The organism is Leifsonia sp. SIMBA_070 (genome assembly GCF_046534635.1).
Taxonomy (GTDB): domain Bacteria; phylum Actinomycetota; class Actinomycetes; order Actinomycetales; family Microbacteriaceae; genus Leifsonia.
This window is the reverse complement of the sequence record NZ_JAWRYK010000001.1, coordinates 2220075-2246864: the sequence shown is the minus strand read 5'-3', so window position 1 is coordinate 2246864 and position 26790 is coordinate 2220075. Positions and strand designations below refer to the sequence as shown.

Annotated in this window: 26 protein-coding genes; 17 read left to right on the top strand and 9 right to left on the bottom strand. The window is 71.1% G+C overall.

Going from position 1 to position 26790, the window contains the following annotated elements:
• The first annotated feature begins 11 nt into the window (after positions 1-11).
• On the top strand, positions 12-1484 hold the full coding sequence (gene glmU, locus SB754_RS10585; protein WP_410782281.1) for a bifunctional UDP-N-acetylglucosamine diphosphorylase/glucosamine-1-phosphate N-acetyltransferase GlmU: 1473 nt from the start codon (positions 12-14) through the stop codon (positions 1482-1484).
• Positions 1485-2462: a ribose-phosphate diphosphokinase gene (locus SB754_RS10580; protein WP_410782280.1), complete on the top strand. Its 978-nt coding sequence runs from the start codon at positions 1485-1487 to the stop codon at positions 2460-2462.
• 83 nt (positions 2463-2545) lie between these two features.
• On the opposite strand, the gene SB754_RS10575 is transcribed toward SB754_RS10580, so the two are convergent.
• Complete coding sequence (locus SB754_RS10575; protein ID WP_410782279.1) at positions 2546-2896, bottom strand: hypothetical protein; 351 nt, start codon at positions 2894-2896, stop codon at positions 2546-2548.
• A gap of 109 nt (positions 2897-3005) precedes the next feature.
• Positions 3006-4463, bottom strand: a complete 1458-nt coding sequence (gene gndA, locus SB754_RS10570; RefSeq protein WP_410782278.1) for an NADP-dependent phosphogluconate dehydrogenase — start codon at positions 4461-4463, stop codon at positions 3006-3008.
• Positions 4464-4672: 209 nt separating this feature from the next.
• Between gndA and SB754_RS10565 the strand changes: the two genes are divergently transcribed.
• The 4 genes from SB754_RS10565 (at position 4673) to SB754_RS10550 (ending at position 8117) form a co-directional block, all read left to right on the top strand.
• Positions 4673-5515, top strand: a complete 843-nt coding sequence (locus SB754_RS10565; RefSeq protein WP_410782277.1) for a sugar phosphate isomerase/epimerase family protein — start codon at positions 4673-4675, stop codon at positions 5513-5515.
• On the top strand, positions 5512-6642 hold the full coding sequence (locus tag SB754_RS10560; RefSeq protein ID WP_410782276.1) for a Gfo/Idh/MocA family protein: 1131 nt from the start codon (positions 5512-5514) through the stop codon (positions 6640-6642). The genes SB754_RS10565 and SB754_RS10560 overlap by 4 nt, the downstream gene beginning before the upstream one ends.
• Entirely contained in the window at positions 6639-7502 is an 864-nt protein-coding gene (locus SB754_RS10555; RefSeq protein ID WP_410782275.1) for a sugar phosphate isomerase/epimerase family protein, read from the top strand. The genes SB754_RS10560 and SB754_RS10555 overlap by 4 nt, the downstream gene beginning before the upstream one ends.
• A 108-nt stretch (positions 7503-7610) precedes the next feature.
• Complete coding sequence (locus SB754_RS10550; RefSeq protein WP_410782274.1) at positions 7611-8117, top strand: gluconokinase; 507 nt, start codon at positions 7611-7613, stop codon at positions 8115-8117.
• On the opposite strand, the gene SB754_RS10545 is transcribed toward SB754_RS10550, so the two are convergent.
• Positions 8114-8644 (bottom strand): MarR family winged helix-turn-helix transcriptional regulator, encoded by a 531-nt coding sequence (locus tag SB754_RS10545; protein ID WP_410782273.1) that lies wholly within the window; start codon positions 8642-8644, stop codon positions 8114-8116. The two genes, SB754_RS10550 and SB754_RS10545, sit on opposite strands and share 4 nt — an antisense overlap.
• On the bottom strand, positions 8637-9074 hold the full coding sequence (locus tag SB754_RS10540; protein WP_410782272.1) for an SRPBCC family protein: 438 nt from the start codon (positions 9072-9074) through the stop codon (positions 8637-8639). The genes SB754_RS10545 and SB754_RS10540 overlap by 8 nt, the downstream gene beginning before the upstream one ends.
• A 245-nt stretch (positions 9075-9319) precedes the next feature.
• On the opposite strand from SB754_RS10540, the gene SB754_RS10535 reads away from it, so the two are divergent.
• The 4 genes from SB754_RS10535 to mfd all read left to right on the top strand — a co-directional run bounded on the left by SB754_RS10535 (position 9320) and on the right by mfd (position 15273).
• Complete coding sequence (locus SB754_RS10535) at positions 9320-9928, top strand: 50S ribosomal protein L25/general stress protein Ctc (protein ID WP_410782271.1); 609 nt, start codon at positions 9320-9322, stop codon at positions 9926-9928.
• Between the two features lie 9 nt (positions 9929-9937).
• Positions 9938-10552, top strand: coding sequence for an aminoacyl-tRNA hydrolase (gene pth / locus SB754_RS10530; protein ID WP_410782270.1), 615 nt, complete (start codon positions 9938-9940; stop codon positions 10550-10552).
• Between the two features lie 340 nt (positions 10553-10892).
• Complete coding sequence (locus tag SB754_RS10525) at positions 10893-11597, top strand: alpha/beta fold hydrolase (protein ID WP_410782269.1); 705 nt, start codon at positions 10893-10895, stop codon at positions 11595-11597.
• Between the two features lie 58 nt (positions 11598-11655).
• Positions 11656-15273 (top strand): transcription-repair coupling factor, encoded by a 3618-nt coding sequence (mfd, locus tag SB754_RS10520; protein ID WP_410782268.1) that lies wholly within the window; start codon positions 11656-11658, stop codon positions 15271-15273.
• Positions 15274-15325: 52 nt separating this feature from the next.
• Here mfd and nhaA read toward each other — a convergent pair whose 3' ends face one another.
• Positions 15326-16483: a Na+/H+ antiporter NhaA gene (gene nhaA, locus SB754_RS10515; protein WP_410782267.1), complete on the bottom strand. Its 1158-nt coding sequence runs from the start codon at positions 16481-16483 to the stop codon at positions 15326-15328.
• Positions 16484-16594: 111 nt separating this feature from the next.
• Between nhaA and SB754_RS10510 the strand changes: the two genes are divergently transcribed.
• Positions 16595-17308 carry a MazG family protein gene (locus SB754_RS10510; protein ID WP_410782266.1) on the top strand — a complete coding sequence of 238 codons (714 nt, stop codon included), beginning with the start codon at positions 16595-16597 and terminating at the stop codon, positions 17306-17308.
• 114 nt (positions 17309-17422) lie between these two features.
• On the opposite strand, the gene SB754_RS10505 is transcribed toward SB754_RS10510, so the two are convergent.
• The 4 genes from SB754_RS10505 to SB754_RS10490 are packed head-to-tail and all read right to left on the bottom strand — an operon-like array spanning position 17423 to position 21432.
• A complete protein-coding gene (locus tag SB754_RS10505; protein WP_410782265.1) occupies positions 17423-18238 on the bottom strand; it encodes an ABC transporter ATP-binding protein in 816 nt (271 codons plus the stop codon).
• A 1-nt stretch (position 18239) separates the two neighbouring features.
• The gene (locus SB754_RS10500; protein WP_410782264.1) at positions 18240-19289 is read right to left on the bottom strand and encodes a FecCD family ABC transporter permease; all 1050 of its coding nucleotides are present in this window, start codon (positions 19287-19289) and stop codon (positions 18240-18242) included.
• Between the two features lie 20 nt (positions 19290-19309).
• Complete coding sequence (locus SB754_RS10495) at positions 19310-20368, bottom strand: FecCD family ABC transporter permease (RefSeq protein ID WP_410782263.1); 1059 nt, start codon at positions 20366-20368, stop codon at positions 19310-19312.
• An 8-nt stretch (positions 20369-20376) separates the two neighbouring features.
• Positions 20377-21432: an iron-siderophore ABC transporter substrate-binding protein gene (locus SB754_RS10490; RefSeq protein ID WP_410782262.1), complete on the bottom strand. Its 1056-nt coding sequence runs from the start codon at positions 21430-21432 to the stop codon at positions 20377-20379.
• 472 nt (positions 21433-21904) lie between these two features.
• Between SB754_RS10490 and hisS the strand changes: the two genes are divergently transcribed.
• From hisS to SB754_RS10460, 6 genes are all read left to right on the top strand, one after another.
• Complete coding sequence (hisS, locus tag SB754_RS10485) at positions 21905-23197, top strand: histidine--tRNA ligase (protein ID WP_410782261.1); 1293 nt, start codon at positions 21905-21907, stop codon at positions 23195-23197.
• Positions 23194-23784 (top strand): DUF1349 domain-containing protein, encoded by a 591-nt coding sequence (locus SB754_RS10480; protein ID WP_410782260.1) that lies wholly within the window; start codon positions 23194-23196, stop codon positions 23782-23784. Before hisS ends, SB754_RS10480 begins: the two co-directional genes overlap by 4 nt.
• A 74-nt stretch (positions 23785-23858) precedes the next feature.
• Positions 23859-25139: a phosphopyruvate hydratase gene (gene eno, locus SB754_RS10475; protein WP_410782259.1), complete on the top strand. Its 1281-nt coding sequence runs from the start codon at positions 23859-23861 to the stop codon at positions 25137-25139.
• A gap of 224 nt (positions 25140-25363) precedes the next feature.
• The gene (locus SB754_RS10470; RefSeq protein ID WP_410782258.1) at positions 25364-25612 is read left to right on the top strand and encodes a hypothetical protein; all 249 of its coding nucleotides are present in this window, start codon (positions 25364-25366) and stop codon (positions 25610-25612) included.
• A 123-nt stretch (positions 25613-25735) separates the two neighbouring features.
• Positions 25736-26269 (top strand): FtsB family cell division protein, encoded by a 534-nt coding sequence (locus tag SB754_RS10465; RefSeq protein WP_410782257.1) that lies wholly within the window; start codon positions 25736-25738, stop codon positions 26267-26269.
• A 4-nt stretch (positions 26270-26273) separates the two neighbouring features.
• On the top strand, positions 26274-26789 hold the full coding sequence (locus SB754_RS10460) for a DUF501 domain-containing protein (RefSeq protein ID WP_410782256.1): 516 nt from the start codon (positions 26274-26276) through the stop codon (positions 26787-26789).
• The last annotated feature ends 1 nt before the right edge of the window (position 26790 follow it).

Genomic DNA, 26790 nt, shown 5'->3' with positions numbered 1-26790 from the left:
CCTGGAGCACCATGACCGACCAGAATCTCGCCATCGTCGTTCTCGCGGCGGGGCAGGGCACGCGGATGAAGTCCGCCACCCCGAAGCTGCTGCACCCGCTGGGCGGCATCCCGATCGTCTCCCACGTGCTGGCGACGGCCCGTGAGCTGGATGCGGAGCACGTCATCGCGGTCGTGCGGCACGAGCGCGACCGGCTGGCCGAGGTCATCGGCGCGGACATGCCGGAGGCCGTGATCGTCGACCAGGACGAGGTGCCCGGCACCGGGCGCGCCGTCGAGCAGGCCGTCGCGGCTCTCCCAGAGGGCTTTAGCGGCGACGTCCTCGTCGTGAACGGGGACGTCCCGCTGCTCGACGCCGGGACGCTGCGCGAGCTGATCGAGCGGCACCGCTCCGGCGAGGCCGCGGCCACCATCCTCTCGTCGTTCCCGGCCGACGCCACCGGGTACGGCCGGATCGTCCGCACGCCCGAGGGGCACCTGGACCGCATCGTCGAGCACAAGGACGCGACGGAGGCCGAGCGGGCGATCGGCGAGATCAACGCCGGCATCTACCTCTTCGGTCTGGCCGCCCTCCGCGACAAGCTGGCGCTCGTCTCGACCGACAACGCCCAGGGCGAGAAGTACCTCACCGACGTGATCGGCCTGCTGCGCGAGGCCGGCTTCGACGTGGATGCGCTCCCCGTCGCCGAGTCGTGGCTGGTCGAGGGCATCAACGACCGCGCGCAGCTGAGCGACGCGGCAGCGAAGCTGAACGCCCTCCTGGTCCGCACCTGGCAGCTCGCCGGCGTGACCGTGCAGGACCCGGCGACGACCTGGATCGACGTGAAGGCGAAGCTCGCGCCCGACGTCACCGTCCTCCCCGGCACGCAGCTCCGCGGCGCCACGGTGGTCGAGACCGGCGCGACGATCGGCCCGGACACGACGCTCACCGACACCGAGGTGGGGGAGGGCGCGACGGTCACACGGACCGACGCCACGCTCGCCGTCATCGGCGCCGGCGCTACCGTCGGACCGTTCGCCTATCTGCGGCCCGGCACCGTCCTGGGCGAGCGGGGCAAGATCGGAACGTTCACCGAGACCAAGAACGCCGTCATCGGTGCGGGCACCAAGCTGGCGCACTTCAACTACGTCGGCGACGCGGAGGTCGGCGAGAAGGGCAACCTCGGCGCCGGCGTCATCACCGCCAACTACGACGGGGTGAACAAGCACCGGACGGTCATCGGCTCCCACGTGCGGATCAGCACGAACACGGTGCTCGTCGCGCCCGTTAGGATGGGTGACGGAGCGTACACGGGAGCGGGCACGGTCGTCCGGAAGGACGTCCCCGCCGGAGCCCTGGCCATCACGGTCGCTCCGCAGCGCAACATCGAAGGCTGGGTCGCAGAGAAGCGGCCGGGCACCGAAGCCGACCGGGCTGCCCGGGAGAGCAACGGGTCTGACGACGGTGCCGACGACATCGGCGCCGGTCACAAGAGCGGAGAGTAAGTGTCAGGGATCACCACGACCGGCCAGAAGCGACTCGTCCTCATCTCCGGCCGCGCGCATCCCCAGCTCGCGCAGGAGATCGCAGAATGCCTCGGCAGTGAGCTGATCCCCACCGACGCACGCACCTTCGCCAACGGCGAGATCTACGCGCGGTTCGACGAGAGCGTCCGTGGTTCCGACGCGTTCGTCATCCAGTCGCACACGTCGCCGATCAACGAGTGGCTCATGGAGCAGCTCATCATGGTGGATGCGCTCAAGCGCGCCTCGGCGAAGCGCATCACCGTCGTCGCCCCCTTCTACCCGTACGCGCGCCAGGACAAGAAGGGCCGCGGCCGCGAGCCGATCTCGGCCCGGCTGGTCGCCGACCTGTTCAAGGCGGCGGGAGCGGACCGCATCATGTCGGTCGACCTCCACGCTGCTCAGATCCAGGGCTTCTTCGACGGACCGGTCGACCACCTGTTCGCGATGCCGGTCCTGCTGGAGCACATGCGCCGCGAGCTCGACCCGTCGACCCTGACCGTGGTGTCGCCCGACATGGGCCGCGTCCGCGTGGCCGACATCTGGAGCGACAAGCTGGGCGCGCCGCTGGCGATCATCCACAAGCGCCGCGACCCGCTCATCCCGAACCAGGTCTCGGTGCACGAGATCGTCGGTGACGTGAACGGGCGCGTCTGCCTGCTGGTGGACGACCTGATCGACACCGGCCGCACGATCGTGAAGGCCGCGGAGGCGCTGAAGGCGAGCGGCGCGACCGGCGTGGTCGTCGCGGCGACCCACGCCGTGTTCAGCGACCCGGCGGTCGAGCTGCTGCAGAGCGACGCGATCGACTCGGTGGTCGTGACCGACACCCTCCCGCTGCCGGAGCACAAGCGCTGGGAGGGCCTCACCGTGCTGCCGATCGCGCCGCTGCTCGCCAACGCCATCCGCGAGGTGTTCACCGACGGCTCGGTGACGTCGATGTTCGACGGCGCCGCCTGACCGGTTCGGTCTGACCCGACCTGCGGGTCCGCCGACGTGTCAGGAGACGCGCCGCGCCGCCTTCTGAACCCGGTGCGCCCTGATCACGGGAGCTGGTGCGGAGCCGAAGGGATGAGCCCGAGCGGTGCCACCCAGGTGGCGTCGCCCTCGGTGTTGAGCGCGTAGCACTGCCATCCGGGGCCGAGCAGGCCCGAGAACTCGAACCGGGCGGAGGAGCTGAGGGCGTCCGGCTGGTACTGCCGCGCGTACACGGCGCAGGTGTAGTCGGCCGTCTGCGTCTGGATGCTGACGGTCAGCAGGATGCCCGGCAGAAGCAGCGCGCTGAGCGCCACCACGACGAAGACCCGGCTCGCGACCGTCATCGTGCGCCCGCGCAGCGGTCGCTCCCCGAGCGGCTCGTACTCGGCGAGTTCCGGATGGTCCTCGTACGTCACGTTCCCATCCTCTCTCGCCCCCGCCGTCGAGTACACAAAAACTGCACGCAGATCCGTGGATCTGCGTGCAGTTTTTGTGTACTCGACGGTGGGCGGCTCCCCGAGAGGGTCAGTGGGAGGACGACTCCGTGGGGATCTCGGTGCGGTCGCCGGACCACAGGGTGTGGAAGACGCCCTCCTTGTCGACGCGCTTGTACGTGTGGGCGCCGAAGAAGTCGCGCTGGCCCTGCACCAGGGCGGCCGGGAGGCGCTTCGAGGCGAGCGAGTCGTAGTACGACAGCGCGGCGCCGAAACCAGGGACCGGCACACCCGACAGCGCCGCGGTGGCGACGATGCGGCGCCAGGCGGCCTCGCCCTCCCGGACGGCGTCGGCGAAGTACGGCGCCTCGAGCAGCGTGGCGATGTCCGGGTTCTCGTCGTACGCGTCGGCGATGCGGTTCAGGAACTGGGCGCGGATGATGCAGCCACCGCGCCAGATCTTCGCGATCCGGTCCTTCTTGATGTCCCAGCCGTACTTCTCGGCGCCGGCGATGATCGCGTCGAAGCCCTGCGCGTACGCGACGACCTTGGAGGCGTACAGGGCCTTGGACACATCATCGGCGAAGGCGGCGACATCCGACGCCTTCTGCACCTCGGGCCGCGACTGCACGGTCGCCTGCACGGCGGCGCGCTGGTTCGGCTTGGAGGAGACGGCGCGGGCGAAGACGGCCTCCGCGATGCCCCCGACCGGGACGCCCAGGTCGAGCGCGTTCTGCACGGTCCAGACGCCGGTCCCCTTCGACCCGGCCTGGTCGAGCACGATGTCGATGAACGGCTTGCCGGTCTCGGCATCCACCTGGCGGAGCACCTCGGCGGTGATCTCGATCAGGTAGGACTCGAGGTAGCCGTTGTTCCACTCGGCGAACACGTCCGCGATCTCGGCAGGCGACAGGCCTCCGACCGTGCGGAGCAGGTCGTACGCCTCGGCGATCAGCTGCATGTCGGCGTACTCGATACCGTTGTGGATCATCTTCACGAAGTGGCCGGCGCCGTCGGTGCCGACGTGCGTCACGCACGGCTCGCCCTCGGCGACCGCGGCGATGGACTCCAGGATCGGGCCCAGCGTCTCGTACGACTCGGCCGAACCGCCCGGCATGATCGAGGGGCCGTTCAGCGCGCCCTCCTCGCCGCCGGAGATGCCCGCGCCGACGAAGTGGATGCCCGTGGGCGCGATCCGCTTCTCCCGCTCGATGGTGTCGTGGAAGTTCGCGTTCCCGCCGTCGACGATGATGTCGCCCGGCTCGAACCGCTCCACCAGCTGATCGATGACCGCATCCGTGCCCTTCCCGGCCTGCACCATGATGATCGCGGTGCGGGGCTTGGAGAGCGAGGCGACGAAGTCGTCCATCTGCTCGGAGGACACGAACCCGGCCTCCGGGTGCGCGTTCACCAGCTCCTCGGTGCGGGCGTAGGTGCGGTTGAACACCGCGACCGTGTTGCCCTCGCGGGAGGCGAGGTTGCGGGCCAGATTCGAGCCCATCACCGCCAGACCGACGACTCCGATGTTGGCCGTTGCTTCCTGTGGCACGTCATGCTCCTTCGTGGTGCCGGGGCAGACGAAGGGCCGTCCGCCGCGACGAGGTGTAGTCAGGGGATCAGCTCTCCCGCGGGTGGCAAGAATCGAGCAGCGCTCCCAGACTATCGCGACCGGGGAGGACGAACTCCGACATGTCGGACGCGTGAGCCCGCCCGGTGGAGTTAACTGGCGGCATCGGAGTGGATCGAAGGGCGAGTGACGTGAGCGGTGCGACCTGGACCCTGTCGGGTTTCGGCGATGAGATCGACCCCGACCCGGCCATCCAGGCGACGGTGCTCCAGGCCCTCGGCGCACGGCACATCGAGGTGCGGAGTGCATGGGGCGTCAACATCGTCGACCTGGACCCGGCGCAGCTCGACCGCCTCGCGGGCGTCCTGGAGGAGCGTGGGATGGGCGTCTCGGCCATCGCCTCCCCGGTGGGCAAGGTGGATGTCGCTCTGCCCGTCTCGCACGAAGTGGATCGCCTCGGTCGCGCCATCGCCGCGGCGAAGCACCTGGGGACGCGGTACATCCGGCTGTTCTCGTTCTTCCGTGGCGAGGGCGTGCCCGTGGAGAGCATCCGCGACGACGTGATGGTCCGGATGCGTGCGCTCGCCGAACGCGCCGAAGCGGCCGGGGTGGTCCTGCTCCACGAGAACGAGAAGGACATCTACGGCGACACCCCGCAGCGCTGCCTCGACATCGTCGAGACGGTCGGCTCGCCAGCGCTGCGGCTCGCCTGGGACAGCGCCAACTTCGTGCAGGTCGGCGTCGCTCATCCCTTCGACGACGGCTACGCGCTGCTGCGGCCGCACCTGGAGTACCTGCAGGTGAAGGATGCGCTGAGCGCCACCGGCGAGGTGCTGCCGGCGGGGGAGGGCGACGGCCAGCTGCTCGAAACGTTGACCGCCCTGCGCCACGACGGCTACCGCGGGTTCGCGTCCCTCGAGCCCCACCTCACCGACGTGAACGCGCTCGGCGGCTTCTCGGGGCCGGCGGCCTTCGGGAGGGCCGGCCGGGCCTTCCGCCTCCTCACCGACCGGATCGGAGTGACCCTCGTATGACAGACACCCAGCGTCCCCTGCACGTCGCCATCGTCGGCTGCGGGATCATCGGGCTCAACCACGCCCGCGCGATCCTGCGGCATCCACGGCTCGCGATCACCGCCCTGGTGGATGCCGTGCCCGAGGCCGCCCGCTCGCTCGCGGATACGATCGTGGCCGAATCCGGCGCGGCCCGCCCGGCTGAGTTCCCGGGCCTGACCGAGGCGCTCGCGGCAGTCCCGATCGACATCGTGGTCATCTGCACGCCGAGCGGTCTGCACGTCGCGGTGGCGCGGGAGGCCATAGCCGCGGGCAGGCACGTGGTCATCGAGAAGCCTCTCGACACCGACATGACCCGTGCACGCGAGATCCTCGAGCTCTCCCGCGCCGCCGAGCGCGACGGTCTGGTGGTCTCGGTGATCAGCCAGCACCGCTTCGATCCGGCCTCCCGGGTCGTCGCAGAGGCTGTGCACTCCGGACGGTTCGGCCGGATCACGAGCGGGCTCGCCTCCGTCGCCTGGTGGCGCAGTCAGGAGTACTACGACTCCGGGCAGTGGCGCGGCACCTGGGAGCTCGACGGGGGAGGTGCGGTGATGAATCAGGGCGTCCACACCGTCGATCTGCTGGTCTGGCTGCTCGGTCGCCCTGTGGAGATCTCCGCCCACACGGCGCTGCTCGCCCACGAGCGGGTGGAGGTGGAGGACATCGCCGTCGCCACCATCCGGTTCGCCTCCAGCCCGCTCGCCGTGGTCCACGCGACCACCGCCGCGTTCCCCGGTCTCGCCGTTCGGCTGCAAGTGCACGGCGACCGGGGCTCCGCCGTCATCCACGACGACCAGCTGGAGTCGTTCTTCGCGGATGGCGAGACGGAGGACCGCGCGGCGCGGGCCGTCCCCCCGGCCGAGCTGCGGGGCGGCGTCCGCGGCCCGGACGCCTTCGTCGTCGGGCATCTTCGTCAGTACGACGACATCGTCGAGGCCATCGATCAGGGTCGCGCCCCCGGGGTCCGGGTGGAGGATGCGTTCCTGTCGCTGTGCGTCGTGCGCGCCCTCTACCTGTCGGCGACGCTCGGCCGGCCGATCCGCTTCGACGAGGTAGTCGACGGCGAGCTCGACGGGGTCACGGTGACGACGGGAGTGCCGGCATGAGGTTCTCCGTCTTCACCGCCTCCACGCCGGAATGGACGCCCGAGGAGGCCGCGCGGAACCTCGCCGCGCAGGGCTGGGACGGCATCGAGTGGCGTATCACCGACCAGAAGGAGTCCGCGGAGCCGGGATTTTGGGTGGGCAACCGAGCGACCTGGCCGCTGACCGGCCTGGAGGAACGGCTCGACGACATCGCGCGCGTCACCCGCGAGTCCGGGCTCGCCTACTCCGGCATCGGCGGGTACGCCCGCTGCGACCAGCACGACGATGTGGAGCGGATGCTCGCCGCGACCGCGCGACTCGGCGCGGGCCAGGTGCGCGTCACCATGCCGCGGACCGACTCGGGGGACTACCGCTCGCTGTTCGCGGCGGCCCGGCGCGACGTCGAGTGGGCCGCCCAGCGTGCCGCGCACCACGGGGTGAAGGCGCTGGTCGAGCTGCACCACGAGACGATCACCGCCTCGGCATCGGCGGCGTTCCGGCTGCTCGACGGGCTCGATCCGGAGCGGATCGGGGTCATCCACGACCTCGGCAACCTCGTCATCGAGGGGCGCGAGGAGACGCTCGCGTCACTGCAGCTGCTCGGGCCGTACTTCGCGCACGTGCACGTGAAGAACGTGGCGTGGGTTCCGGGCGAGCCGGAGGCGGACGGCACCGTGCGCTGGCACCACGAGTGGGCGCCACTGCGCACCGGCACCGGGGATGTGGATGCGTACTTCCGTGCCCTGCACGCCTTCGGCTATGACGGCTGGGTCACGTGCGAGGACTTCTCCACCGAACTGCCGCTCGCCGAGCGCACCCGCGACGACCTCGCCTACCTGCGCGCGGTGGGCGAGCGGACGCGCGTTCAGGCCGGCGCGTGACGCGGCGAACCGTGACCCGGCGGGTGCGGCCTCAGGAGCGCGGCATACTTGCCGGTGGACCGTCCGCCCGACGGTCCGAGACCGACGGGTGATGGGCGAGGAGGCGGCGTGCGGCGAAAGCAGGTGGTGGTGATGGGCGTGTCCGGTTCGGGCAAGAGCACGGTGGGGGAGCTGCTCGCGCAGCGGCTGGGCGTGCCGTTCGTCGACGGGGACGCGCTGCATCCCGCGGCCAACGTCGCCAAGATGGCGTCCGGAGTGCCGCTCACCGACGAGGACCGCATCCCCTGGCTGCGCGAGGTCGGGCGCGTGCTCGAGACGACCGCCCCCAAGGGGGTGGTGGTCGCCTGCTCGGCGCTGAAGCGCGCCTACCGGGACCTCATCCGCTCGGAGGCCCCCGGCGCCGTGTTCGCCGAGCTCGACGGCTCGCGAGAGCTGCTGGCGGCACGGATGGCGGAGCGGCCGGGCCACTTCATGCCGGTGTCGCTGCTCGACTCGCAGCTCGCCACGCTGCAGCCGTTGGAGGTCGACGAAGCCGGGCTGCGGGTGGACGTCGGACCCGCCGCGCCGGAGCTCGCCGACGCGATTGCGGCGCAGCTCCGCGCCCGTTCGGCCTAATCGGCACGGGCGTCGTCGCCGGCTTCGGCCTCCCTCTCGTTTTCGGTGTCGGTGTCGATTTCGGTGTCGGTTTCAGTGTCGGTTTCGGCGAGGACCGAGAGCTCGCCGGCGAAGGCCCGCGCATCCACCCGAGCGAAGAACGCGACGTCCGCGGCCTCGACATCGGCCGTCGCGCGCCGGGCTGCGGCCGCTCCCTCACGCGTCGCCCGGAGGACACGGGCGCGCCCGTCGGTCGGATGCGGCAGCCGCTCCAGGAGGCCGCCACGCTCCAGGCTCCTGACCACTTGCGAGGTCATCATCGGGTCCGTCGCCGCGAAGCCGGCGAGGTCGACCTGTGTAACGAGGCGGTCGGGTTCCTGGTCGTTCAGCCAGGTGAGCGAAGCGAGCAGAACGTACTGCACGTGGGTCAGCTCGTGCGGGGCGAGCGCCGCCCGCATCGCCGCCTGCCAGCGGTTGGTGACCCGCCAGAGCAGGAGGCCGGGGCTGGCTTCGGCCGGAAACCGGCTGCTGAGACCGCGGTCAGTCACGCCCGGTGGCCGCCCGTCCCTCGGCCGCGGCGAGCAGCTCCGCCATGGCGACGGGGAAGTCTCCGGCGATCTGCGGGCCGAGCTCGGGGCCTACGGCGTCGGCGTCCGTTCCGTCGATCTCGAGCGTGTGCGTCACGTCGGTGCCGCCGTCGGCGCGCGTGGTGAGGGTGTGCCGGAAGGTGAGGGCCAGTTCGCCGAACGCGGTGCGGTCCGCGTAGATGCGCTCAGGCTCCAGCTCGACGATCTCGGAGGTCATCGCCTCCTGACCCTGCGGGGTCACGGTGAGCGTGGTGCCGACCGCGAACGGGCCGTGCAGTTCGAAGCTGTCGCTCGCCGGCCCCAGCGGCGTGCCGCTGTGCAGGTCGCGCAGCGCCGACCAGACGTCCGACGCGGTGGCGTTGGTGCCTGCGGTGTATTCGGTGGTCCACATGATGGTCTCCATTCTTCGTGCCGTTCGGCGCTTCACAACTACTAAGCGCGCTTAGCATATCGCGATCCGGTAGACTCGTCAACTGAACTTCGGCGAGGGATGCTCCGGCATCCGTGATCGACGCGGTGGAGCAGGCTACGCAGTCTTTCCTCGCGCACTTCGATGCGTTCGAGTCGAACAACAACCACACTGCGGGCCTCGCGGCTCGCCCCGACAGCCGGACCCCCGTCCGGCGAGGAGACACCATGGCAGACGAGTCCAACAAGGTCGCAGCCGAGCTGCGCGAAAGCTTCGGCAAGGGCGCGGCACGCAAGATCCGCGCCGTCGGCAAGATCCCCGCGGTCATCTACGGCCACGGCACCGACCCGGTGCACATCACCCTCCCGGCGCACCAGGTCACCCTGCTGCTCCGCAAGGCGAATGCGGTCCTCGACCTCGACATCGCCGGCACCCCGTCGCTCGCGCTCGTCAAGGACGTGCAGAAGGACCCGGTGTCGCAGCTGATCGAGCACCTCGACCTCATCCTCATCCGCAGCGGTGAGAAGGTCGTCGTCGAGGTCCCCGTGCACATCGAGGGAGAGCCCTACTCGGGCACCATCGCCATGCTCGAGGTCAGCACGATCCGCCTCGAGGCGGAGGCCACCCACATCCCGGAGCGCGTCGTCCTCGACGTCACCGACGCTGCGGAGGGCACCCAGTACCTCGCCAAGGACTTCCAGCTCCCGGCCGGCTCCACGCTCGCCGAAGACGAGGACCTCCTCATCGTCAACATCGCCGTGCCGGCCTCCGCGCGCGCCGAGGACGAGGAGAACGCCGCCGCCGAGGCTGCCGCCGCCGGCGAGGGCGCGGAGTAGTCCCCACCCATGGAATCCACCCGTCAGGCGTCGCCCCCCGGGCCGTCCGACGGGCCGTGGCTCGTGGTCGGGCTCGGTAACCCCGGGCCCGGCTACGCCGCCACGCGTCACAACGTGGGTCAGATGGTGCTCGACGAGCTCGCTTCGCGCGGCGGTCTCACCTTCAAGACCCACAAGACGAACGCGACGGTCGCCGAGGGCCGGCTGGCCCCCGGCGGCCCTCGCTTCGTCCTGGCCAAGCCGAACACGTACATGAACGTGTCCGGCGGCCCGGTCTCGCAGCTGCTGCGCTTCTACTCGCTCGACCCGTCGCACCTGATCGTGGTGCACGACGAGCTCGACATCCCGTTCGACACCCTCCGCCTCAAACACGGCGGCGGCCACGGCGGCCACAACGGCGTCCGGGATGTGATCGCGGCCATAGGAACCGGCGACTTCACGCGCGTACGGGTCGGCGTCGGACGGCCGCCCGGATCCGCCGCCGCCGCCGATCACGTCCTCAAGGCGTTCTCGGCTGCCGAGCGCAAGAACCTCCCGATCCTCGTCGCCGACGCCGCAGACGCCGTCGAGCAGGTCGCGCGCGAGGGCCTCACCCCTGCCCAGAACCGCTTCCACGCCCGCTGACCCTCCGCGCCCTCGCGCCCTCTCCGCCCCCATCTCCTCGTCTCGCCACATTCGTGACGAACGCGGCCTCGCGCCGCGCCAGCTTCGCGATTCGTGACGAATGTGCCCTTTCGCGCCTCGATTCCCCCGATTCGTGACGAATCGGGGGACGCTGGTGCGCTACCCGCCGGGCCCGATTCGTCACGAATGCGCGCTCCCCGGCGTCGATTCCGCACATTCGTCACCAATCTGCACGCCGCGAGATGCCGGGGAGGGCACGAGGCGGATGCACGGGGCGCGGTCAGGAGGAGCGCAGGGAGTGCACGGGCGCGGGACAGGGAGCGCGCGTACGGTGAGGCGCATGAAGTTGTACTCGCGCGAGTGGGGCAGTGGCGACCGCTACGCCGTCCTCGTCCACGGCGTCATGTCGGACTCGCGCAACTGGCGCCGGGTGGGCCCGGTGCTCGCCGACCGCGGGTACCACGTCATCGCCGTCGACCTGCGCGGTCACGGCCGCAGCCCGCGGGCGGGGGAGTACTCGGCCGAGCTGATGGCGCAGGACATCGTCGACACCGTGCCCGAGCGACCGGAGGTCATGATGGGCCACTCGCTCGGCGGCCTGACCGTGAGCCTCGCCATCGAGCGGCTGGATCCGCAGCGCGTCATCTACGTCGACCCGGCGTTCTCCTGCCCCGCCACCAACGGCTTCCAGCGGATGCTCGCCCCGGCGTTCCTGCGGACCCTCGCCCGGCAGTCCGCCGCCCGCATCGCCAAGCGCAACCCGCGCTGGGATCCCGCCGACGTGGCGATCGAGGTGGAGACCTTCAGGGCCTTCGACCGGGCGGTCCTGCCGGTCGTCGTCACGCCCTCCGCGATGCGCGCCCCGGAGCTCATGACCGTGCCCTCTCTCGTCATGCTGGCCGACAACTCGCAGCTGGTGAAACCGGAGCTGGCGGACCGCCTCCGCGGCGAGGGCTACGAGGTGCGGATCGTGCCGGGCTCGGGCCACGTCATCAACCGCGACGACCACGACGGGTTCATGAAGGCCCTCGACGGCTGGATCTGACCCTCCCGATCACCGCGGGCCCCTGGAACTGTCGGCGGCCCCACGTAGAATCGACCGAGTGATACTCCAGGGTCTGGTCGCCGCGCTCGCACGCGAGTCCTCCTTCAGCGACGCTCTCGCCCACGCGGCGCGCGACGCCGACTTCTCGCTGACCGACGGTCTGCGCGCGCCGCTCCTCGCCGGGCTGCTCCGCCGTCGCGCCGAACAGGGCGCTTCGCAGGCGGTCCTGCTCATCACGGCGACCGGGCGCGAGTCCGAATCGATTCGCGGAGCGCTGCCCTGCCTGCTGCCCGACGCCGAGATCGTGGAGTTCCCCGCGTGGGAGACGCTGCCGCACGAGCGGTTGAGCCCGAGCGCCGAGATCGTGGGCAAACGGCTCACCGCGCTGCGCCGGCTCACCGACTGGGCCGAAGGGGACCGGCGCACGCCGTTCATCCTGGTCGCCTCCGTCCGCGCCGCGTTGCAGCCGCTTGCCGACAATCTGACCGACTACGCGACGGTCGAGCTGGCGGCCGGCGGCCGGGGCTTCGACCTCGGCGGACTCTCCGCGCAGCTGGTCGACCTGGCATATGCGCGCGTCGACATGGTCACGCGACGCGGCGAGTTCGCCGTCCGCGGCGGCATCCTCGACGTCTTCCCGCCGACGGCCGAGCATCCTTACCGCGTCGACTTCTTCGGCGACGAGGTGGATCAGATCCGCGCCTTCTCGGTGGCCGACCAGCGGTCGCTGCCCGAGCCCATCCTGTCGGTCGCGCTGCCGCCGAGCCGCGAGCTGCTGCTCAGCGAGTCGGTGCGCCAGCGGGCCCGCGAGATGGAGCACGAGTTCCCCAGCCTGTCCGCGATGCTCGCCAAGATCGGCGAGGGCATCCCGGTCGAGGGGATGGAGTCACTGGCTCCTGCGCTGGTCGACCGGCTGGTGCCGCTGACCCACTACCTGCCGGACGGCACCGCCGTCGCCGTGCTCTCCCCGGAGCGGGTGGCCTCCCGCGCGGTGAGCCTCGCCGAGACGAACCGCGAGTTCCTCACCGCGGCGTGGAGCGCCGCGACCGTGGGCGCTGCGGCGCCGATCGACCTCGCCGCCGGCGACTTCATGACCCTGCAGCAGCTGAAGGACTCGGTGAAGTTCAGCAGGCCGGGCGTGCAGAACCCCGACCACCCCTGGTGGACCATGAGCGGCTTCCAGGCCGACGAGGTCCTTCCCGAGGAGCGCGAGCTGGAGGAGCACCTCCAGGTGCGCGTGCGCGGGGAGGCGGTCCCGAGCTTCCAGGGCAACGTCTCCGGTGCGATCGACCACGTCGCCGCCCGACTGCGCGACGGCTGGCGGGTCGCCATCGTCGCCGCAGGCGCCGGGCTGGTGGAGCGTGCGGCCGACGTCCTCGGCGAGGCGGAGCTGCCGGGCCGGCCCGTCGACGAGTTCCCGCTCGACCCGGAGCCGGGCATCGCGTACCTGATCAAGGCGACGGCCGAGCACGGCTTCGAGATCCCGGAGTCCAAGCTCGCGCTGATCAGCGAGGCCGAGTTCTACGGGCGCGCCGTCGGGTACGACTCCCGGCAGGTCAAGAAGCTGGCTGCCCGCCGTAAGAACGTCGTCGACCCGATGCAGCTGAAGCCCGGCGACTACGTCGTGCACGAGACGCACGGCATCGGCCGGTTCGTGGAGCTCACCCAGCGCGAGGTGTCGAGCGGCGGCCGCAATGCGGTCAAGTCGAAGCGCGAGTACCTGGTGCTCGAGTACGCTCCGTCGAAGCGCGGCTACCCGGGCGACAAGCTGTATGTCCCCACCGACCAGCTCGACCTCCTGACCCGCTATGTCGGCGGGGAGGCGCCGCAGCTGTCCAAGATGGGCGGAAGCGACTGGGCCGCGGCCAAGGGGCGTGCCCGCCGGGCCGTCCGCGACATCGCCGTGGAGCTGGTCAAGCTCTATTCCGCGCGGATGGCCAGCAAGGGTCACGCTTTCGGCCCGGACACCCCCTGGCAACGCGAGCTGGAGGAGGCGTTCCCGTTCGTCGAGACGCACGACCAGCTGCAGACGATCGAAGAGGTGAAGGCCGACATGGAGCGGCCGATCCCGATGGATCGCCTGATCTCGGGCGACGTCGGCTTCGGCAAGACCGAGATCGCTGTGCGCGCCGCGTTCAAGGCCGTCCAGGACGGCAAGCAGGTCGCCATGCTCGTCCCGACGACGCTGCTCGTGAAGCAGCACGCCGAGACCTTCCAGGAGCGCTTCGCCGGCTTCCCGATCCACCTCCGTCAGCTCAGCCGGTTCCAGAGCGACAAGGAGGCGCGCGAGACCCTGCGGGGGATGGCCGACGGCACGGTCGACGTCGTGATCGGGACGCACCGCATCCTCGCCGACGGCGTGACCTTCAAAGACCTGGGTCTCGTCATCATCGACGAGGAGCAGCGCTTCGGCGTCGAGCACAAGGACGCGCTGAAGAAGCTCAAGACCAACGTCGACATCCTCGCGATGAGCGCCACGCCCATCCCGCGCACGCTGGAGATGGCGGTCACGGGCATCCGCGAGATGTCGACGCTCGCCACCCCGCCGGAGGACAGGCACCCCATTCTGACGTTCGTCGGGCCGTACTCCGAGAAGCAGGTCGCCGCGGCGATCCGGCGCGAGCTGCTCCGCGAGGGGCAGGTCTTCTTCGTCCACAACCGGGTCGGCTCCATCACCAGCATGGCGGCGAAGCTCGCCGAACTGGTGCCGGAGGCGCGGATCGGCGTCGCGCACGGCAAGATGAACGAGCACGCGCTGGAGCAGGTCGTCGTCGACTTCTGGGAGCGCCGGTTCGATGTCCTCGTTTCGACGACGATCATCGAGACCGGGCTCGACATCGCGAATGCGAACACGATCATCATCGACCGCGCCGACAAGTACGGCCTGAGCCAGCTGCACCAGTTGCGCGGCCGGGTCGGGCGCGGACGTGAGCGCGCGTACGCGTACTTCCTCTGGGATGAGAACAAGCCGCTGAGCGAGACGGCCCACGACCGGCTGTCCACGATCGCCGCGAACAACGACCTCGGCAGCGGTATGCAGGTCGCCCTGAAAGACCTGGAGATCCGCGGTGCGGGCAACCTGCTCGGCGGCGAGCAGTCCGGTCACATCGCGGGGGTCGGCTTCGACCTCTACCTGCGGATGATCGGGGAGGCCGTCTCCACGTTCCGCGGCGAGGTCGCCGAGGGCCAGACCGAGCTGCGGCTCGAACTGCCGGTCGACGCGCACATCCCCGAGGAGTACGTGGACAGCGAGCGGCTGCGGCTGGAGGCATACCAGAAGCTCTCGACCGCGAGCTCGCCGAACTCCAAGGACGGCCAGATCGACCTCGTGCTCGAGGAGCTCACCGACCGCTACGGTGCGCCGCCGGAGCCGGTCACCAACCTGATCGCGGTCTCCCGGCTGCGCCGCGCGGCGCAGAAGGCCGGCCTGGGCGAGGTCGTGGCCATGGGCTCCAACCTGCGCCTCGCGCCCGCCGTGCTGCCGGACTCCCTCCAGGTGCGGCTGCAGCGCATGTATCCGGGGTCGAAATACCACGCGGCGCCCAAAGTCGCGACGGTTCCGCTGCCGCGGGTCAACGGCGAGGCGCTCGACGACGCCGCCCTGATCGAGTGGGCCGGCGACCTGCTCGGGGCGCTGTTCCCCGAGAAGGAGCCCGCCGCCGAACGCGCCGGCTGACGCCTCCGGGCTGCTTCCCGCGCGATCTCCGACGCTGGGCGCCGTCCCTCGCTCAGTGGTGCGGCTGCGGGTGCGGGTGCAGCCGGCGGTTCCGCCGCGCCAGGGCGCTCACCAGGAAGCCGGACACCACGATCGCGACGGCCGAGCCGAGCAGCACCGCGAGCGTCCCCTCCGCCCGCACCTCCTCGGAGCCGACGAAGGCAAGCTCGTTCATCAGCAGGGACACCGTGAACCCGATCCCGCCGAGCGCCGCGATCGTGATCAGACCGAAGAGCGAGATCCGACCCTTTTCGGCGCCGCGTTTGGTGAACGACCCGAGCCAGCCTCCCAGCGTGATTCCGACGAGCTTGCCGACCGGCAGCGCGACGAGGATCCCCCAGAAGGCGGGGGAGAGCTGCGACGGTGCGACGTTCGGGATGGGTACCAGGGCCGCCGAGAAGGCGAACAGCGGGAGGATCAGCCCGTTCGACCAGGGTTCCAGCACGTGGGTGACCCGCCCGGCCGGCTGCCGCGCCATGACCAGCCCGAGGGCGACGCCGGCGATGGTGGCGTGCACCCCGGAGTCGTAGACCAGCCACCACGTCAGCGCCGCGAGCAGAACCATGAGGACGCCCAGCGGCCAGCGCAGACGCCCGCGCAGCATCCTGCTCAGGACGCCGAAGACCGCGACGCAGACGGCGGCGAGCACCAGCTCCAGGATGTTCGGGTCCTGGGTGAAGAAGACCGCGATGATGAGGATCGCGATCAGGTCGTCGAGCACCGCCAGCGCGAGCAGGAAGACCCGCAGCCGGTTCGGGAGGCCCCGTCCGAACACGGCGAGCACGCCCAGCGCGAACGCGATATCGGTCGCCGTCGGGATGGGCCAGCCCTGGTGCAGATCGCTCCCGGCGGTGACCACCAGGTACAGCCCCGCCGGAACGAGGACGCCCGCGATCGCGGCGATCGCCGGGTGGATGGCCTTCTGCACGCTGTTCAGCTCACCGACTACGAGCTCGTGCTTGAGCTCGACGGCGACGATGAAGAAGAAGATCGCTAGCAGCCCGTCGCTGACCCAGTGCCCGACGCTGAGCGAGAGGGGTCCGCTGCCGACGTAGGCGTGCTGCACGTCGAGCAGCGCGCCGCCGATCGGCGTGTTGGCCAGCAGCAGCCCGAGGGCGGCCGCCCCGAGCAGGAGGCCAGCGGCGGTGCGTTCGGATCGGATGATGCTCATGGGTTCACCGTTCTGGGGTCGCGGACATCGACGCCGACCAGACTTCCCGGCACACCGCAGCCGAGTCTAGCGGGTGGCAGGATGGGTGCATCGTAGAGCGAGGAGGTCCGCATGGGCGAGACGGAGCGTGCGGTGGTTCCGGAGGCCGCCACGAAGCTCGACGAGCTGGTCGCCGTGATGGCGCGACTCCGCGCACCGGGCGGCTGCCCGTGGGATGCCGACCAGACCCACGAGTCCCTCGTGCGGTACCTGATCGAGGAGACCTACGAGCTCATCGACGCGATCGAGTCGGGCGACCGTGACGAGCTGCTCGAGGAGCTCGGGGACGTGCTCTACCAGGTGCTGTTCCACGCGGACATCGCCGCGCACACTCCGGGGGAGGACTTCGACATCCAGGATGTCGCCGAGCACATGACCGCGAAGATGGTCGGCCGCCATCCCCACGTGTTCGGCGACCGCGCCGCGGCGGACGCGCGGACGGCGGAGACGGCGGATGACGTCGTCGGCTTCTGGGACGAGCTGAAGCAGCAGGAGAAGCCGCACCGCACGAGCGTGCTCGACGGCATTCCGCAGGGCATGCCCTCCCTCGCGCTCGCCGACAAGCTGCTCGGCCGCGCCGAGAAGGTCGGGCTGCTCGACCTCCACGAGGAGGGCGGGGTCCGGGTCGAAAGCGAGGACGAACTCGGCCCGCTGCTGCTCGCCATCGTCGCCTCCGCCAAAGCGCAGGGCCTGGATGCGGAGCGCGCGCTGCGCTCCACCCTCCGCGACCTGCAGGGGGAGATCCGCGACCACGAGTCGTCCCCCGCGGCGACCGCCTCCGACTGACTGCGGCGTCCCGTCACGAGTGCGGCTGCGCGCCGCGCCGCACTCGTGACGCGGCGCCGCAGTCGCGGCGCCGCAGTCGCGGCGCCGCAGTCGCAGCGCTGCAGTCGCCGCGCGTCAGCGGGTGTGGTGGCGCCCGAGGGGAACCACGAGCGGGGTGCCGGTCACGGGGTCGGCGGTGACGACGGACTGCACACCGAACACGTCGCGCACGAGGTCGGCCGTGACCACCTCGGCCGGGTCGCCCGCGGCGACGACGGCCCCCTGCCGCATCGCGACCAAGTGCCCGGCGTAGCGTGCGGCGAGGTTCAGGTCGTGCAGCACCATGACGACCGTGGTCCCGCGCGCCGCATTCAGGTCGAGCAGGAGGTCGAGCACCTCCAGCTGGTGGCTGATGTCGAGGAACGTGGTCGGCTCGTCCAGGAGCAGGATGTCGGTCCGCTGCGCCAGCGCCATGGCGATCCAGACCCTCTGCCGCTGACCGCCGGAGAGTTCGTCGACCGCACGGTCGGCCAGGTCGGCGACGCCGGTGGCGGTCATCGCCTCGGCGACCGCCTCGTCGTCCTCCGCGGTCCAGCGCCGGAACCAGCCCTGGTGCGGGTACCGTCCGCGCGAGACCAGGTCGGCGACCGTGATCCCGTCCGGCGCGGTCGGCGTCTGCGGGAGGAGCCCCAGCCGCTGCGCGACCCGCTTCGTCGGGAGGGCGTGGATGTCCGCTCCATCGAGCAGGACCGTCCCGCTCGCCGGGGTCAGCAGACGCGACAGCCCGCGGAGGAGGGTCGACTTGCCGCAGGCGTTCGGCCCGACGATCGCAGTCACCTCGCCCGCCGGGATGTCGAGGTCCAGGGAGTCGACGACGGTCCGGCCCTCGTAGGCGAGGGACAGGGCGCGGGCGGCGAGCTCCGGGACGGCGGTCGGTGTCTCGAGTGTCATGTCAGCCTCCCCGGCCGATGCGGTTGGTTCTGGCCAGCAGCCAGAGCAGGTAGGGCGCGCCGACGATGCCGGTGACGACCCCGACGGGCAGGACGACGCCCGGGATCGCGAACTGGGCCGCGATGTCCGAGACGACGAGGATGAGCGCGCCGAGCAGCGCCGACGGCACGAGCGCCAGCGAGCCCCGGCCGACCAGGCCGCGTGCGATGGGCGCGGCGAGGAACGCCACGAACGACACGGGCCCGGCCACCGCGACGGCGATGGCCGCGAGGGCGACGGCGGTGCCGACGACCAGGAGGCGCGTGCGCTCCGGTCGGACGCCGAGACCCGACGCCAGGTCGTCGCCGAGGGACAACGCGCCGAGCGGCCGGCCGACCAGCAGGGCGCACGGCAGGAGGACGGTCGTCCCGACGCCGAGCACCAGCAGCGCAGCCGGGTCGACGGCGTTGAGGCTCCCGGTCAGCCAGACCAGGGCCTGCTGCGCGTCGGAGAGGTCGGCCCGCGTGAGCACGTACGAGACGATGCCTCCGCAGAACGCAGCGATCCCGATCCCGATCAGGACGAACCGGTAGCCGCTCACCCCGCGCCGCCACGCCAGCACGTAGATCAGGGCGGCCGCGATCAGCGTTCCGCCGAGGACGATCCCGGACAGCGCGAGCCCGGTGATCCCGAACCAGACCAGCGCGATGGAACCGGTGGCGCTCGCCGCAGCCGTGATGCCGATGATGTCCGGGCTGGCCAGCGGGTTCCGCGCCATCGACTGGATGAGCGCGCCCGAGAGTCCGAGGCAGGCCCCGACGAGGGCGCCGGCGATCAGCCGGGGGAGGCGCAGCTCCAGGATGACGAACGACGTCAGGCGGTCCGCGCGGCCGACGAGGGCGGCCAGCACGTCGGCGGGGGCGACTGCGGCGGCGCCGAGCGTCAAGGAGATCGCGGCGACCAGCAGCAGAAGGACCGCGAGCACGAGGGAGACGCGGAGGGCGCGGGCGCGTCCGTGACGGCGGTCGCGGCGCACAGCGGCCAGCGTCTCGGCGTGCGGGGCCCTCGTCACCGCTTCGCCCATCCCGCCGCTCACAGGCTCACCAGCCGGCGGCGGCGCACCAGCGCGATGAACACCGGCGCGCCGATGAGGGCCAGCACCACGCCGACCTGCAGCTCGCCCGGGGGAGCCACCACCCGTCCGATGATGTCGCAGCCGAGCAGGAGGGTCGGCGCGATCAGTGCGGAGTAGGCGAGGATCCAGCGGTAGTCGGCGCCGACCACCCTGCGCGCGATATGCGGCACGATCAGCCCCGCGAACGCGATCGGCCCCACGCCCGCGGTCGCCGATCCGGCGAGCAGCACGATCGCCACGCCGCACAGCACGCGGGTGACTCCGACCCGCTGCCCCAGGCCCCGGGCGACGTCGTCGCCGAGTGCGAGGCCGTTGAGCAGCCTCCCGAGCAGCAGCGCAAGCACGGCGCCGGCGACCAGTGTGGGCAGGATCTGCCACAGGATGCCGAAGCCCCGGCCGGCGAGCGAACCCACCTGCCAGAAGCGCATGGCATCGAGGGAGGCCCGGCTCGTCAGCTCGACGGCTGTGATGAGGGAGCCGAGCGCGGCCGAGACCGCCGCTCCCGCGATGGCCAGCTTCACCGGCGTCGCGCCCTCCCGGCCGAGCGAGGAGACCGCGTAGACGACCGCGGAGGCGAACGCCGCGCCCGCGAATGCGAACCACAGGTAGCCGGAGGGCGTGGTGACGCCGAGCACGGCGATCGCGAGCACGACGGCGAAGGCGGCGCCGAAGTTGACGCCGAGGATGCCGGGGTCGGCCAGTGGGTTGCGGGACAGACCCTGCATGACCGTTCCGGCGAGCCCCAGGCCGAGCCCGGCGGCGAGCCCCAGCAGTGTGCGGGGGAGCCGGCTGTCGACCACCACCAGGGAGTCGGCATCCGCCCTCGAATAGTGCAGGAGGGCGTGCACCACATCCGCGGGCGCGATCGTCCTGGCGCCGACCATCAGGCTCAGCACCGACACCGCGACCAGCAGGAGCGCGGCGACGACGAACCCCCACAGGAGTCGCCGGCGTCGCCGGCCGGGCGGGATGGTCCCCACCCGGCCGGCGTCCGGCACGGTGACGCTCGCGGTCATGCCTGCGGCTACTTCACCTTCTCGGCGGCCGCGGCCAGCACCGGCACGTAGCGGTCGAGCGACCACGGGATGCTGAGCACGCTCGGGGCGCTGGTGGCCATGACCAGGGATTCGCCTACGATCGCGGCGAGGCGTCCCTCCTTCACGGCGGGCATCGCGGCGACCAACGGGTCGGAGGTGAAGGCGTCCACCGAGGACTGCTTGTCGAAGTACATCACCAGCAGGTCGGTGTCGATCTGCGAGAGCTTCTCGTAGCTCAGCTGGTAGAAGAAGCTGCCGTCGCCCTTCGAGGAGTCGAGCGCGGCGACGCTGGGGGAGTTCTTCAGGCCCAGGTCGTTGAGGAGCTGCACGCGGGGGTCGTCGGCGCGGTAGACGTTCAGTTTGCCCGGCTCGTTCGCCGCGGCGTAGTAGAAGGTCTTGCCCTTCAGCACCGGGTACTTCGCGGCCAAGGTCGAGACCGAGTCCTCGGTCTTCTTCACGAGCGCATCCGTCTGCTTCGTCATGCCCAGCGCCTTGCCCACGATGGCGGTCTGGTCGCGCCAGCTGGTCGACCACGGCTTTTCCGGGTATGCCACGACCGGCGCGACCTTGCTGAGGGTGTCGAACTCGGTCTGCGTCAGGCCGGAGTACGGCGCCAGGATGACGTCCGGCTTGGCCGCGACGACCTCCTCGAACGGCACCTCGCCGGTGTCGAAGGTGAGCAGCTGGGGGGTCTTCCCGCCGAGCTCCGTGATCCGCTCCGCGTCCCACGGCAGCACGCCGTCGGCGGTCCCGCTGTAGGTGAACTTCGGCATGGCGACAGGGATGATCCCCAGCGCGAGCACGATGTCCTGCGCTCCCCAGCCCCAGGTGACGATGCGCTTCGGCTTCGCATCGATCGTGGTGGAGCCGAGCGCGCTCTTCACCGTCACCGGGAAGGCTCCCGTGTCTCCGCCGGTGGAGCTCTGGCCGGCGGGGGCGCCGGCGCTGCAGCCGGTCAGCACCAGGGCGGCGGAGGCCACGATCGCGGAGGCGATCAGGGCGAGCCGCGATCGGCGGCGGGAGGCGCGGGGGACAGGAAGCATGGTTCTCCTCGGGCGTCGGGGATGGGATGCGGGCCGGCTCAGAACGAGCGGCCTTCTTAGGCAAGCCTAACCTTACACAGCGATCCGGGCCAAGCGCTCAGCGCATCGCACTCATCGCGTGCGGCCAGCACGGATCGACGCCGAGCAGAGGGATGGCCGGCAGCGCGTCCTTCGGAGGTCCGTTCGCCATTCGGGTGAGGCGGCGCCTCGCGGCGGCGCGCTCCTGGTCTCCGGCGGACGCGTTGTCGGCCTCATGTCTGGCAGCGAGCAAGCGCCGTGGTCGGACGGATGCGACTCATGCCAGGCCCCCTGGGGGGACGCCACCGAGTCGCGCACGCGGCGCGGCATCAGGGTGGCAACGCCCCAGATCTTACGCGCGATCCTCCCGCCGGCACCATCCCCCCGGGAGGTGTCTGCCGGTGCGAGCGGGGCCGGCGGGCGCCCGCGGCGACCGGCATGGAAGAATCGGTGCATGGCCTCACCGATCACCCCTCCCCGCGGCATGCGCGACTTCCTCCCCGCCGAGAAGGCCCGCCGCGAACATGCCCTCGGGGTGATCCGCCGCAGCTTCGCGGCCCACGGCTTCGACGAGATCGAGACCCCGGTCGTGGAGGATGTGGGGCGCCTCCACTCGGGTCTCGGCGGCGACAACGAGAAGCTGTCGTTCAGCATCCTGAAACGCGGCCTCGGCGGCGACGACCTCACCGCGGCCATCGACTCCGGCGACCTGCTCGGCCTCGCCGACCTGGGGCTGCGATTCGACCTCACGGTTCCGCTCGCGCGCTTCTACGCCTCCCACCGGGCCGAGCTTCCTCCCGTGTTCCGCAGCATCCAGATCGCACCCGTCTGGCGCGCCGAGCGTCCGCAGAAGGGCCGCTATCGGCAGTTCGTCCAGTGCGACATCGACATCATCGGCGAGCCGACCCAGCTGGCCGAGGTCGAACTGATCACGGCGACGGCGGCGGCGCTGGAGGCGCTGGGCCTCACCGACTGCACCATCCGCATCAACGACCGCCGCATCCTCAACGGCCTGCTCGAGTACTGCGGGTTCGACGAGGCGCGCTGGCCGCAGGTCCTGATCTCCATCGACAAGCTCGACAAGATCGGCGCGGCCGGCGTCGTCGCCGAACTCGCGGAGGGTGGAGCCGACTCCGCGGCCGTGCTCGGCGGCATCCTCGCCGACCTCGAGCCGCACCTCGCCGAAGGCGGGGTCGAGCTCACCGTCGAGGCGATCACGGGCATCCTGCCCGGGGGGATGGACACCGACGCCGTCGCGGACCTGGAGGCGCTGGCCCACGCGCTCGACACCCTCCCGGCCGGCGTCGCCCTGCGCTTCGACCCGACCCTGGTGCGCGGGATGGGCTACTACACCGGCACCATCTTCGAGATCGCTCACCCCGGCTCCGGCAGCTCCGTCGGTGGCGGTGGCCGGTACGACGGGATGATCGGGCGCTTCCTCGGCACCGACGTCCCCGCCGCCGGGTTCTCGATCGGCTTCGAGCGCGTCGTCGACCTGGTCGAGGTGCCGGAGGACGCCTCCGCGGAGTCCGTGGTGCTCGTGTACGACGACGCCGTGCCGCTCGACCGGCTGATCGCGATCAAGTCCGAGCTGATCGCACGCGGCAGCCGGGTCCGGTTGGATCGGCGGGCGAAGAACATGAAGGCGGTCCTCGACCGGGCGGCATCCTCCGGGTTCCGCTCGTTCGCGTTCGTCGGCGCCGACACCGCTGACGCGGCAGCGCTCGAACTGAAGGCCCTCGCATGAGCGCGGCCACCCGGTCGATCGCCTGGAGCGAGGGACGCTGGACGACACCGCCTGCTGCCGTGTCGGAAGACGGTGACGCCCTGCTCGTCACGGCGGTCGAGTCCAGCGACGCCTGGCGCAGCACCGCGTACGGCTTCGTGCACGACACCGAGCACGCGCTGCTCGCGCCGCTGACGGACGGCACAGCGATGGAGGTGACCTTCACCGGCGACTTCTCCGGCGAGTTCGACCAGGCGGGCGTCTTCGTGCGGGTCTCCGACGAGGAGTGGGCGAAGGCGGGCGTCGAGTACGCCGACGGGGCCCTCCAGCTCGGAGCGGTGGTCACCCACAGGTTCTCCGACTGGTCGGTCGCCCCGGTGCCCGAGTGGGCGGGCCGGCCTCTCACCGTCCGGGTGAGCCGCTCGGGCGACGCGATCACGGTCCGTGCACGAGCGGGGGAGGAGGCGTTCCGGCTCGTCCGCCTCGCCTACCTCGACCCCGCCGCGACGGCCGAGGCCGGACCGATGGTGTGCGCGCCCAGCCGTGCGGACCTGACCGTCCGCTTCACCTCATGGACCCTCGGACCTGCGGACGCGTCCATCCACTAGGCGCATTCCGTGCGGCGGCGGCCTCACTAGACTGACTTCGGAATCCCACGAAAAAACCACGCAAGGAGACAGTTGTGGCTGCAATCGAAGCTGTAGGCGCTCGCGAGATCTTGGACTCGCGAGGGAACCCGACCGTCGAGGTCGAGGTGCTCCTCGAGGACGGCACCGTCAGCCGCGCCGCCGTCCCGTCCGGCGCCTCCACCGGCGCGTTCGAGGCCTACGAGCTGCGCGACGGCGACAGCGGGCGCTACCAGGGCAAGGGCGTCGAGAAGGCCGTGGATGCGGTCCTCGACGAGATCGGGCCGGAGATCGAGGGCTTCGACGCCGCCGACCAGCGCCTGGTCGACGAGGCCATGATCACCCTCGACGGGACCGACAACAAGAAGCGACTCGGCGCCAACGCCATCCTCGGCGTCAGCCTCGCTGTCGCCAAGGCCGCCGCCGACTCGGCTGACCTCCCGCTGTTCCGCTACCTCGGCGGCCCCAACGCGCACGTCCTCCCCGTCCCGATGATGAACATCATCAACGGTGGAGCGCACGCCGACACCGGCGTCGACATCCAGGAGTTCATGGTTCTGCCGCTCGGCGCCGAGACCTACTCCGAGGGCCTCCGCTGGGGCGTCGAGACCTACCACTCCCTGAAGGCGCTGCTCAAGTCGAAGGGCCTCAACACCGGCCTCGGCGACGAGGGCGGCTTCGCCCCCGAACTCGAGCACAACCGCGCGGCACTCGACCTGATCTCCGAGGCGATCGAGAAGGCCGGCTTCACCGTCGGCCGCGACATCGCGCTGGGCCTCGACGTCGCCTCCACCGAGTTCTTCGAGAACGGCGTGTACCGCTTCGAGGGCCAGGAGCGCACCGCGGCCGAGATGAGCGCCTACTACCAGGAGCTCGCCGCCAACTACCCGCTGGTCTCCATCGAGGACCCGCTGGCCGAGGACGACTGGGAGGGCTGGGCGCACCTCACCGCCGAGCTCGGCACCAAGCTGCAGCTCGTCGGCGACGACCTGTTCGTCACCAACCCGAAGCGCCTCGCCCAGGGCATCACGGCGAAGGCCGCGAACAGCATCCTGGTCAAGGTCAACCAGATCGGCACCCTCACCGAGACGCTGGACGCCGTGTCGCTGGCGCAGCGCAGCGGCATGACGGCCGTCCTGTCGCACCGCTCCGGCGAGACCGAGGACACCACGATCGCCGACCTCGCCGTCGCCACGAACGCCGGCCAGATCAAGACCGGCGCCCCCGCCCGCTCGGAGCGCGTCGCCAAGTACAACCAGCTGCTCCGCATCGAGGAGGAGCTGGGCGACGCCGCCGTCTACGCCGGCCGCAGCGCCTTCCCGCGCTTCACCGCGTAACGCGCCGCGCCCTCCGCGCTGCGCGTTGCGCTCCACCGAACGGCCCCCGGGTCCTCCCGGGGGCCGTTCCGCGTCTCCAGCGATCTGATCGCCGGTTCGTCCGCCCCCCTTTCGTCGAAGTGCACCTTGTTGCGCACCCGCACGGCGTGTCGGGCGCACCTACGTGCACTTCGACGAGAAGGGGCGGGAGGGACGCGGGAGGGGCGGCGGGGGAGAATGGGGGGATGTGGCAGGGAGGGTCGGAGGTCGTTCCGCTGGTGCTGTTCCTAGCGCTGGCGGTGCTGTTCGGCGTGCTCGGGGTGCTGTTCCTGGCGCGACCGGCGCGGACGGCGGCCTTCTTCGCGGACGAGGATGCGCGCAAGCGGCTCCGGGAGCGCGACGCCCGGGCGATCGGCGCGGTGTTCGCACTCGGTGGCGTGGTGCTCGTCGCGCTGGGAGTGATCCGGCTGGTCGGCCTGCTGAGCGCCGGCTGAGCGCATCCCGACACCCCGTCGCGCCGCGTCCGCGATCCGGCCCATCGCCTACGATGGGAGGGGGCCGGACGGCTCCAGACGATGCGTCCCGAGACGCCGCACGATCCGAGACCGGGAGGGCCCATGGCGAAGCCGCGCACGCGCCGGGTCCCGGTGCGCATGTCCCGGCCGACGGGCAGCGGGCAGTGGCTGCGTCAGCTCCACTTCTCGGCGTTCTCGCTCGTCATGATGGGCGTCCTGGTGCTCGCCGTCGTCATCCTCGCGCCGACCGTCCAGGCGTTCCTCGCCCAGCGGCAGCAGATCGCCGACCAGCAGCACGCCGTCGATCAGCTCGCCACCCAGGTGGACACCCTGAAGGACCAGCGCGCGCGGTGGAACGACCCCAGCTACCTCCGCGCCCAGGCGCGCGACCGGCTCTACTACGTGATGCCTGGGGAGGTCAGCTACCTCGTCATCGACGACCGGCCTCCCGCGGCGAAGCAGGACAGCACGCCGGTCAGCTCCAAGCTGCAGAAGACCCGCACCGACTGGGTCGGCTCCCTGTTCGGCTCGTTCATGGGCGCCGGCCTGACCGACGCGACCCCGCAGCAGCTCGACGGAACGCCGACCCCCACGCCGGCCACCACGGCCCCGACCGCACCCGCACCGAAGAAGTGACCGTATGACCAGACCACCATTCGACCCCGTGACCGACGAGGACATCGCCGTCGTCTCCGAGCAGCTCGGCCGTCCGGCGCGCAACGTCGTCGGCATCGCCGCCCGCTGCGTCTGCGGTCGCCCGACGGTCGTCTCCACCGCGCCCCGCCTCGACGACGGCACGCCGTTCCCGACCTTCTACTACCTGAGCCACCCGGCGGCGACGGCGGCCATGTCGGCCCTGGAGGCGACCCAGGTGATGACCGAGTACAACGAGCTCCTCGCCGCCGACGGCGAGATCGCGGAGCAGTACCGGGCCGCACACGAGCAGTACCTGGCCGACCGCGAGTCGATCGCCGTCGTCGAAGAGATCACGGGGATCTCGGCGGGCGGGATGCCCGCGCGCGTGAAGTGCCTTCACGCGCTCGCCGCGCACGCGCTCGCCGCCGGACCGGGCGTGAACCCGATCGGCGACCTCGCGCTCGAACGCGGCGGGTGGTCTCCCGCGGTGTGCGAGTGCCGCATCGACGTCGCCGGATAGC